This is a genomic window from Cognataquiflexum aquatile (assembly GCF_003316845.1).
In the GTDB taxonomy this organism is placed as follows: Bacteria; Bacteroidota; Bacteroidia; order Cytophagales; family Cyclobacteriaceae; genus Cognataquiflexum; species Cognataquiflexum aquatile.
This window is the reverse complement of sequence record NZ_QMIK01000004.1, coordinates 253,523-263,714: the sequence shown is the minus strand read 5'-3', so window position 1 is coordinate 263,714 and position 10,192 is coordinate 253,523. Positions and strand designations below refer to the sequence as shown.

The following is a 10,192-nucleotide window of genomic DNA, read 5'->3' as shown; positions in this document are numbered from 1 at the left end:
TTACACAAAGGAATTTGAATTAAAAATTATAGAAATAGCTAATTTTTCCCCATAATCGAGTTCTAAATCCATCCTGAATAAATCCATCAGTTCGATAGTCCACTCCCCACTCTAGTTTTTCTCTGCTATTATATAATTTTCCAAGCGCCAATGCCACCCGATTTTCAATCTCGAAGTCACCACCTTTGTAACTAAAAATAAGCTCTTCTGATATCACTAAATAAAATTCCTTAGGGTCAACTATTTTACCTTGAAGAGGGATTTCACCAGAAATACGATACCTCATCCTAAGCTCTAGGTCGTCATTTCGGGTAAAAGTTTGGTCAGTTCTAATACGATGGTTAATCCTCAGATTCCTCATCCTCTGCAAAACTGCAAACTGCTGAATAATTCTATTACTATTTTCATTTTCTTGAAAACGATGAAAAATACCCAATGCCATGCTAACTCCCGGTCTGACACTATGATCAAAAAACATCATTAAATCAGTCCTATAATGGGTAAATTGTGGGTTCTCTTTATCTCTATTATCAAAAAGTACTCTTTGATTTTCAATTTTAAAATTCAATTTATTCACATCGCTGATTTTTTTTGTTAAAGAAACTTCAGGGAAAATCCCGGTAAAAAACGTTTGGTTTTCCTGAGCCGTAGCATTGGTAATTATTAAATAAATGATCAAAACTAGAATGACTTTCATTAAAAAACCAAATTGTCATTAGGCCGGATTTTAACCTTAATCTTTGAAATAAATTTTCCTGTAGAATCAAAAAGAGCTTCCCATAATCCCCAACTAGAACTCTTACCTTGAAACACTATTTCATAGCGCGAAAGAATTCCCTCTCTATCGTTTTCATCAAAAAAATCCTCTAAATCAGATATGGAGCCTGAAAACTGTATTTGTATCTTTTCAATTTTTACTTGATCAAACTCTGCATCAAAATAAGAAGAAATCTCATTCCAGACCTCTTTGGGAACTCTTGATTGCCTAATTTCAATTTCTACATCTTCCACAATACCTGACGAATTAAATTCTACACTATGATAATCACCTTTATAATGGAATTTTGCTTCATAGGATATACCGTTTTGAGAACTTTCTAAAAACCACCTTACTCTTTTAAGCTCTTCAAAAGAATCACATAACCATTCTTTGGCAGGTTCGGGAACTTCGCTTGATCTAATCCTTGATTCTTTCTCTATTTTCTCTTGAGAAAAACAAAAATGAATTAGCCCAAAACTTAGAATGAATAAAAAAAGCGTTTTAAGGAAATTTGAAATCCTCATATTTAAATATTCAAATATCAAAAAGCCGCGGAAAATAATCCGCGGCCAATACAATATTAATCAATCTCCTCTTTGATCAGATTCAAAGCAGAACCTGCAACAAACCAACCAATTTGACCTTCATTATAGGTATGATTGACCGCGATTTCGTTTTTGGTCCCATTAGCATGGTTCAAAACCACAGTCAAAGGCTTACCTGGTTTGAAATCAGTCAATCCTCCAATATCAATAGAATCATCTTCCTGAATCAGGTCATAATCAGATGGATTTGCAAAAGTGAGTGCCAACATACCTTGTTTTTTTAGGTTTGTTTCATGTATCCTGGCAAAAGATTTTACCAATATCGCCCTGACTCCCAAGAATCTTGGCTCCATGGCAGCATGTTCCCTTGATGAGCCTTCTCCATAATTCTCATCCCCAACTACGATTGATCCAATTCCGTGTTGCTTATAGTGACGTTGAACCGCGGGAACTTCTGCATATTCACCGGTAAGTTGGTTTTTCACCTTATTGGTTTCCAAATTGAATGCATTTTGGGCACCAATCAGCATATTATTTGAAATGTTGTCCAAATGTCCCCTAAACCTAAGCCAAGGTCCTGCCATAGAAATATGGTCTGTGGTACATTTTCCTTTTGCTTTGATCAATAATTTTAATCCTTTCAGATCAGCTCCTTCCCATGCTTTGAAAGGTTCAAGCAATTGTAATCTTTCAGATTTGGGATCAACCAACACACTCACTTTGGATCCATCTGCAGCGGGCGCCTGGTAACCGGCGTCTTCAACGGCAAAACCTTTGGAAGGCAATTCCATTCCACTTGGCTCTTCCAGTCTTACTGATTTGCCTTCCTCATTGATAAGGGAATCGGTCAAAGGGTTGAAGGTCAAATCTCCCGCAATCGCCATTGCCGTCACGATTTCAGGGGAAGCTACAAAAGAGTGCGTATTTGGATTTCCATCTGCTCTTTTTGCAAAGTTTCTGTTGAAAGAGGTGATGATAGAATTCTTTTCTTGCTTTTCAGCACCATGCCTTGCCCATTGACCGATACATGGACCACAGGCATTGGCCAAAACAACTCCTCCCATGTTTTCAAAAATCCCAAGAAAACCATCTCTTTCGACAGTAAATCTTACCTGCTCTGAACCGGGTGTAATGGTATATTCTGACTTTGCCGTCAATTTTTTGTCTACTGCCTGCTGCGCCAATGATGCTGCTCTTGAGATATCTTCATAGGATGAATTGGTACAGGAACCGATCAACCCGACCTCTAACTTGGCAGGCCATCCGTTTTCCCTCACTGCTGCTGCGAATTTTGAAATCGGCCACGCCAAATCAGGAGTAAATGGCCCATTGATATGCGGCTCAAGTTCAGAAAGGTTGATTTCGATTACCTGATCAAAATATTTCTCAGGATTGGAATACACCTCATCATCGCCGGTAAGGTGACTCTTGATAGTATTGGCCAGATCGGCGATGTCTCCTCTTTCAGTTCCTCTCAAATAGGCTTCTGATTTTTCATCATAACCAAAAATTGAAGTAGTTGCTCCGATTTCAGCTCCCATGTTACAGATTGTTCCTTTTCCTGTAGCAGAAAGAGACCTTGCACCATCTCCAAAATATTCAACCACTGCTCCTGTTCCGCCTTTTACGGTAAGAATTCCCGCCACTTTAAGGATTACATCTTTGGCAGAAGTCCATCCAGAAAGCCTCCCCGTCAATTTTACTCCGATCAATTTTGGAAACTTCAGTTCCCAAGGCAATCCTGCCATCACATCACATGCATCGGCGCCACCGACACCTATTGCAATCATCCCCAAGCCACCTGCATTTGGTGTATGGGAATCAGTCCCTATCATCATTCCCCCGGGAAAAGCATAATTTTCCAAAACCACTTGGTGGATAATACCTGCTCCGGGTTTCCAAAATCCTATTCCGTATTTATTGGAGACAGAAGAAAGAAAGTCATACACTTCTTTGTTCTTATCATTTGCTTTTTTAAGATCGGCCAAGGCCCCGATTTCGGCTTGGATTAGGTGATCACAATGTACCGTTGATGGAACCGCAACCTTATCCCTTCCTGCCTGCATAAACTGCAAAAGTGCCATTTGCGCAGTTGCATCCTGCATGGCTACCCTATCAGGATTGAAATCCACATATGACACACCTCTTTCGAAGGAAGAATTCGCTTCCCCTTGGGTAAGGTGCGCATATAATATTTTTTCGGTCAAGGTCAGTGGTTTTCCTACTGCTTTTCTGGCAGCTTCCACCCTTGAAGGGAATTTGGAATAGACCGCCTTGATCATTTCTATATCAAATGCCATTGGGAATTGTATTTAAAATGTTGAGAAGGTTAATTTTATCGTTCGCAAAGATAAAAAAACAGGCCAAAATTGGAAGTGTTTTCATGTAAGCTACGTTATTTATTTGGCCGAAATGTTTTAAAATTTTCCAATTGACCATTTATTCAGGTCCTTATCGCCCTCTGTCCCAAGATTGGTCTCACTATCCAAAATTTACTGAGAAATTGGAGAATCGAAGTTTTCAAATTATTTGTGTTCATATCACCTATTTGGTGTTTAGATATTTTCATATTTGAGGGTAAACCACCCAATTGTATATCCTGAATTTTTGATTTTTTAAAAAAAGGATAATCCATAAAAATGTGATTTTAATGAATCTGGCTCTTTTATACCCATTCATGTGTTTGCCCTTTAAAAACTAAAGTTCAAACCCAAAATACAAAAAACCTGTCCTTTGGTTTTAAAAATGTTTACATTTCTGTCCTTAATCAAATCCAAACATCTGTGGAACTAAATATTTTTTCCATTACCCTTTTGGTATCGGGAATAATCGTAGCGGCCATTTCTACTGTAATCATCTACAGATTAGGAGACTCAGTGCGGTGGTTTGCATTTACCATGTTATTTGTCTCTATCTGGGCGCTTGGGTATGGCTTTGAGCTTTCTGTCAAAAGCCTTGATGCCATGCTTTTTTGGATCAAAATCGAATATATCGGGATTTCCATGGCACCGGGAACATGGCTTTGGTTTTCCCTCAAATATTCCGGACTTGAAAAGTACGCCACACCGAAAATCCTACTTATGATTTTTGTGGTCCCCGCTATTACTTTTTTGATGGTGCTTACCAATGAATTTCACCACTTACACTATCAGGAAGTATCAGTGGATGAATCCGGTCCCTTCCCTTTGCTTGCCATCAAAATAGGGCCGTGGTACTATATCCACCTATCCTTTTTTTACATTTCACTCTTCCTTGGGATTTTAATATTGCTCTATAAATTCAAAAACGCTGATCCCGTATTCAAAAAACAAAACAACCTATTGGTTCTTGCGGGGCTTTTTCCCTGGGCCTTCAACTTAATTTACCTATTTGGATTCAGACCATTTGGGCATATAGACCTTACTCCTTATGCATTTTTGATCATGTATATTGTAGTGGGGATCGCGCTGATCAGATTCGATCTTTTCAGCATCAAACCGATAGCACGAGATAAAGTATTTGAGGTAATCACCAAAGGAATTCTTGTATTCGATCCCAATTTCCGGATCATTGATTTTAACCCGCATATTGGGAAAATACTGGAACAGCCGCTTCCGTTTTTGATTGGAAAAAGGCTTGAAGAAATTGTTGGAGAAAAAACTGAATTTGAAAGTTACCTGAAGCAAGGTGAAAAAATGGAGATTGAATCCTCCTTAAATCTATTGTCCGGGAAAAAAGACCTTTCCATAGAGTATGTTCCTATCAAAGACAAAAAAGGTGAACCGATAGGAATGATGGTCATATTTGAGGACATCACCCTCAAGAAATCTATCCAGAACCAAATTAGAAAACAGGCAGAGGAATTAAAAAATCTCAATAGCCTTAAAGACAAACTTTTTACCATAATTTCCCATGATTTGAAAGGGCCGATTTTTGGGATCAGGGAACTGATAAAACTGTCATTTGAAGGCGTGATCACCAAAGAAGAGTTTTTTGAAATCCTTCCTGAAATCAATAAAAACATGGACTCGGTTTCTATTTTGCTTGAAAACCTTTTGGCTTGGACCAGCAGCCAACTAAAAGGAGAATATTTGGAGAAGAAAATCTTTGACCTTGACAAATTGGTAGAGCAGCAGATTTTACTCTTTGAAAAGATCACGAAAGAAAAAGGAATTACGCTGACACTCCAAAAATATGGTAATCTTCAGGTTTTTGCTGATAAAAACATGATCGATCTGGCTATTCGGAACCTTATCAGCAACGCGATAAAATTCTCCGGACAAGGGGATTATGTGACCGTTATTCTCAAAGAAAATGAAGAAACCATTTCTGTCAAAGTCAAAGACACGGGATTAGGGATATCAGAAGAAAATCTGGAAAAGCTCAAAAACAGGGAATCATTCACTACTCCCGGAAAAGACAAAACTACCGGAACCGGATTGGGAATGCTTCTTGTGCATGACTATATCGTCAAAAATGGCGGAGAATTAAGCATCCATAGCCAAACAGGAAAAGGAAGTGAATTCAGTTTTAGCCTTCCCAAAAATGAATAAATACTGAATTATATACTTTTTAAAAACGCAATGGTATCAATTCCATCTGCATAATCTCCCAAAGTGGGGCATTGGGCCTGACCAAAATCAAGGCTGTCCTCAAACCAACCTCCCCGAGAAAGCTTACATTGGATTTTGTCGCTGACCGTCTTGATCAATTCATTCAGTTCCGCTGTGGTTTGATAGACTTCATAGTAAAGAACGGAAATAGGAGAAACCAGACCTTTGCTTTCCTGCAAGATCAGAAAACCATTATCGAGATGATCTTCCTTGTTTACCAGTAAGATGGATTTATTGTACTCGTAATTGTGGAAGAACTTGTGGTTATTGGCGATTTCACTGAAATCTTCAATGGAATCCATGAAAGAAATGAGAATCTCCCTGTTTGGAACAAAAATCTTGGATACATTTCTGCAGCCCAACCCATAATATTGAAAAATATCGGACCCAAGTTTACTAAAATCATCCTTGGATTCAGTTCCGTCCAATATCCCCACGGAAGTCCTGTTTTTCCTGATGATATTGGGATATTTGCCAAAATAATACTCAAAATACCTTGCTGAATTATCACTTCCGGTGGCGATATACGCATCTTTATTTTTGAGCATTTCTTCTACAGAAATCAAAGATTTAAATTTTGGTTGGATCGACACCAGTTTTTCGATTAGCCAAAGGATAAGCACCTGATCTGAAGAACTGAGTTTGATGCAAGCCCTGTGTCCGGTTAACAAGACACACATCAGGTCATGAAACCCAACAGCCGGAATATTGCCTGCCATGAGGACACCCACGGACTTTGGATCATTGGCGGGGGAAAGATCATAAACCGAAAGCCAATTCTTCAGACTTTCCTTGTTCAAAAAAACCAAAAGGGCATTCAGCGCATTTTTTGTCTGTGGAGGCGAAAACCAATTGTTTTGGTTCTCTACTCTTCGGCACAAATTGGAAAGATCTTCTTCAGAAATATTTCTGATAATGCTTCCAAGTTGGTCAAATGCGTCAATTCTCTCTTCAAGGATCATTGTTTTCGGTAATTTTGGCAAAGATATCCAAATCAAAACAATAATGATTTTTGGCCGAATGAAAATAAATTACTTAGCATGACAACTTTTTATTGCAGGAATGGTTAATTCCATGTTAATTTTGGGCAACAAAAAAAGAGGATTATGGCTATAATGATAACCGATGAGTGCATCAACTGTGGTGCCTGCGAACCAGAATGTCCTAATACCGCCATTTACGAAGGTGGCATATCGTGGACTTGGGCTGGCGGTACCAAGCTAAAAGAAGTGACCCTTCCTGATGGGTCTGTGATTGATGCCAATGAAAAACAAGAACCAAGATCTGACGAGTTTTACTATATAGTCACTGAAAAATGTACGGAATGTACCGGATTTCATGAGGAGCCACAGTGCGCCGCGGTATGTCCGGTGGATTGTTGTGTAGACGATCCGGACCACAGGGAAACGGAGGAAGATCTGATGGGCAAAAAGATTCATATGCATGGAGAATAAAAAGAGGGGAATCCCCTCTTTTTTTGTTTTGATCAGGATTGAATGGCAGAATTGATCCAATAATCCATGAAACCTTATCCTCAATTAAAAAAAACTAGAAAATCCCTTGAATATGATTTTTGAATTGATTTAACTTGTCCTCAAAATAAAAACCTATATCAAACATAAACTTTGGCAAGTGGAAGATCACAGAGGAAATGACAGAGAAGAAATCTTCTCAAAAAGAGTGAAAGCAGGTAAGAGGACTTACTTTTTTGATGTAAAATCAACGAAATCAAACGACTATTACCTTACCATCACAGAAAGCAAAAGAAGGATGCAGGGCGACACTTTTGTTTTTGAAAAACACAAAATATTTCTTTACAAAGAAGATTTCGGAAAATTCATCGAAGCTTTGCAAAGCGCTGTGGACCATGTCAAGAATGACCTAATGCCTGAAGTCGATTTCTCACAATATGATGTCGAGGAATCAGAAACTGAATTTGATGACGAGCTGAAGTGGGAATAGTCCCGATTTTTTAAATCATAAGGAAAAAGAAACAATTTCAAGGAATCTTAATGGGATTTTGGACAATCCACTTTGAAAGATATCATTGTGATTGTTTCTTTTTCCTATATTTCTGTTACTTATGAAAAAGCCTATCATTGCCATTTTATTTTTTATTGTCCTTCTTTTTGCCATTGGCTGGTATTTTTCAAACATCACCTTTTATTTTATCTTCTCTTTGGTATTAGCGGCTATCTTACGGCCTTTGACCAACAGGATCAATTCATTTCATATCATCGGGCAGCATACACCAAGATGGCTTGCCATTTTGTTTTCTTTTGGAATAGTGTTGACTTTGATTTTTCTGATCAGTTTACTTTTTATTCCCCTGATCAGCGCGCAGATTCAGGTGATTTCATCTTATGACCCGGATTTCCTGTATGAGCAGATCCAAAACCCGGTTGGAAAAATCGAGGACTTATTGATCAAATTTGGATTGGTCAAAAGCGATCCAGGATTCTTGATACTCCAAGTCAGAGAAACACTGATATCAAGTTTTGGGTCGATCAATTATCAGGGCATTGTCAATACTGTGGTCAATACCACAAGTTCTTTTTTGATAGGTGTCATGGCCGTCAGTTTTATTTCCTTCTTTTTGTTGCTTGAAAATGGTCTCCTAAGAAGGAATATCATGGACCTCATTCCCAATTCCTATTTCGAATTATCAGTATCTACATTCAATAAAGTTGAAAAACTGCTTTCCAATTATTTAGTCGGGCTTTTGATCCAAATCACCTGCATTTTCTCCTTGGCTGCAATCGGACTTACATTGATGGAAATTGATTATGCTTTGACTATCGCCATGTTTGCAGCTGTGGCAAATCTGATTCCTTATGCAGGACCTATTCTAGGGGCTACTTTTGGGGTTATTGTAGGAATTTCTACAGGAAATTTTGAGAACTCCAATGAAATAACATTTATGGTAATCAAAATACTTTCGGTTTTTGGAGTCGTCCAATTGACTGACAATATCATTTTGCAACCAGTGATTTTCTCCAAATCTGTAAAAGCACATCCTCTTGAAATTTTTGTGATTATCTTTGCCGGTGCGAAAATCGCCGGTATCCTTGGGATGATCTTTGCAATACCGGTTTACACCATTTTCAGGGTGTCGGTATTGGAATTTTACAGGGGATACCGTGAATACCGAATCTTTAAAATGTAAAAAACAATCTTAAATGGCTTTACAATGTGGCATCGTTGGCTTACCCAACGTTGGAAAATCAACTTTATTCAATGCACTTTCTGCTGCAAAAGCTGAAGCTGCCAACTTTCCTTTTTGTACAATAGAACCAAATGTCGGTGTAGTCACCGTGCCGGATCAGCGCTTGGCGGTTTTAGAAAAGCTTGTAAATCCCAACCGTGTCGTTCCTACTGTAATTGAGTTTGTTGATATCGCCGGACTTGTAAAAGGAGCAAGCAAAGGGGAAGGTTTAGGGAATAAGTTTCTTGCAAACATCAGGGAAGTAGATGCAGTCATTCATGTGATCAGGTGCTTTGATGATGAAAACATTGTACACGTGGCAGGAGGAGTAGATCCGGAATTTGACAAAGAGGTAATCGATACCGAACTTCAGCTCAAAGATTTGGAATCAATAGACAAAAAAATCGCAAGGATAGAAAAAATTGCAAAATCAGGAGATGCAAGGGCCCGAAAAGACCTTGAAGTTCTTCAAACATTCAAATCAGAGCTCGAAGCAGGAAAAAACGCCAGGGCTGTTTCCATTGACAAAGAGGAATTTGAAGCTGTCAGAGACTTACATCTTTTGACCATCAAGCCTGTGCTGTATGTAGCCAATGTGGATGAAAAAAGTCTTTTGACCGGCAATAAATATGTGGACCAACTGAGAGAAAAAGTAAAAGAAGAGAACGCAGATGTCATCATTCTCTGTGCGGCAATTGAGTCTCAAATCGCTGAATTGGACGATGCAGATGAAAAAGCCATGTTTTTGGGAGAATATGGACTGGACGAAAGCGGCTTAAACAAATTGATCTCAGGGGCGTATAAATTGCTTGATTTGATCACTTATTTCACTGCGGGGGTTCAGGAAGTCCGTGCGTGGACAATCAAAAAAGGATGGAAGGCTCCCCAAGCTGCAGGAGTGATCCACACAGATTTTGAAAGAGGATTCATCAAAGCAGAGGTAATCAAACTTTCTGACTATGAAATGTATAAATCGGAGGCCGCATGTAGGGAAAATGGAAAAATATCGATTGAGGGCAAAGAATACGTGGTTCAAGACGGAGATATAATGCATTTTAGATTCAATGTATAACAAGTTTCAAGAAATTAA

The 10,192-nt window shown here is 38.6% G+C and carries 9 protein-coding genes; 5 read left to right on the top strand and 4 right to left on the bottom strand.

What is annotated here, in order from left to right:
- Window positions 1–19 precede the first annotated feature (19 nt).
- From DQW11_RS12655 to DQW11_RS12645, 3 genes are read right to left on the bottom strand one after another with little or no spacing between them, the layout of a single operon-like run.
- Entirely contained in the window at window positions 20–697 is a 678-nt protein-coding gene (locus tag DQW11_RS12655) for a DUF2490 domain-containing protein (RefSeq protein WP_113924442.1), read from the bottom strand.
- On the bottom strand, window positions 697–1,284 hold the full coding sequence (locus tag DQW11_RS12650; protein WP_113924441.1) for a hypothetical protein: 588 nt from the start codon (window positions 1,282–1,284) through the stop codon (window positions 697–699). Before DQW11_RS12650 ends, DQW11_RS12655 begins: the two co-directional genes overlap by 1 nt.
- 56 nt (window positions 1,285–1,340) lie before the next feature.
- Window positions 1,341–3,605, bottom strand: coding sequence for an aconitate hydratase (locus DQW11_RS12645; protein WP_113924440.1), 2,265 nt, complete (start codon window positions 3,603–3,605; stop codon window positions 1,341–1,343).
- Between the two features lie 483 nt (window positions 3,606–4,088).
- Here DQW11_RS12645 and DQW11_RS12635 point away from each other — a divergent pair, with 483 nt between their 5' ends.
- Window positions 4,089–5,837 (top strand): sensor histidine kinase, encoded by a 1,749-nt coding sequence (locus DQW11_RS12635; protein ID WP_232826738.1) that lies wholly within the window; start codon window positions 4,089–4,091, stop codon window positions 5,835–5,837.
- A gap of 8 nt (window positions 5,838–5,845) precedes the next feature.
- Here the strand turns inward: DQW11_RS12635 and DQW11_RS12630 are convergent, their stop codons facing one another.
- On the bottom strand, window positions 5,846–6,859 hold the full coding sequence (locus DQW11_RS12630) for an acyl-CoA reductase (protein ID WP_113924438.1): 1,014 nt from the start codon (window positions 6,857–6,859) through the stop codon (window positions 5,846–5,848).
- A 144-nt stretch (window positions 6,860–7,003) separates the two neighbouring features.
- On the opposite strand from DQW11_RS12630, the gene DQW11_RS12625 reads away from it, so the two are divergent.
- The 4 genes from DQW11_RS12625 (at window position 7,004) to ychF (ending at window position 10,174) form a co-directional block, all read left to right on the top strand.
- Window positions 7,004–7,351, top strand: a complete 348-nt coding sequence (locus DQW11_RS12625) for a 4Fe-4S dicluster domain-containing protein (RefSeq protein WP_113924437.1) — start codon at window positions 7,004–7,006, stop codon at window positions 7,349–7,351.
- 178 nt (window positions 7,352–7,529) lie between these two features.
- Entirely contained in the window at window positions 7,530–7,859 is a 330-nt protein-coding gene (locus DQW11_RS12620) for a DUF3276 family protein (protein ID WP_113924436.1), read from the top strand.
- Window positions 7,860–7,980: 121 nt separating this feature from the next.
- Window positions 7,981–9,063 (top strand): AI-2E family transporter, encoded by a 1,083-nt coding sequence (locus DQW11_RS12615; RefSeq protein ID WP_113924435.1) that lies wholly within the window; start codon window positions 7,981–7,983, stop codon window positions 9,061–9,063.
- A 13-nt stretch (window positions 9,064–9,076) separates the two neighbouring features.
- Window positions 9,077–10,174: a redox-regulated ATPase YchF gene (gene ychF / locus DQW11_RS12610; protein WP_113924434.1), complete on the top strand. Its 1,098-nt coding sequence runs from the start codon at window positions 9,077–9,079 to the stop codon at window positions 10,172–10,174.
- Window positions 10,175–10,192 lie beyond the last annotated feature (18 nt).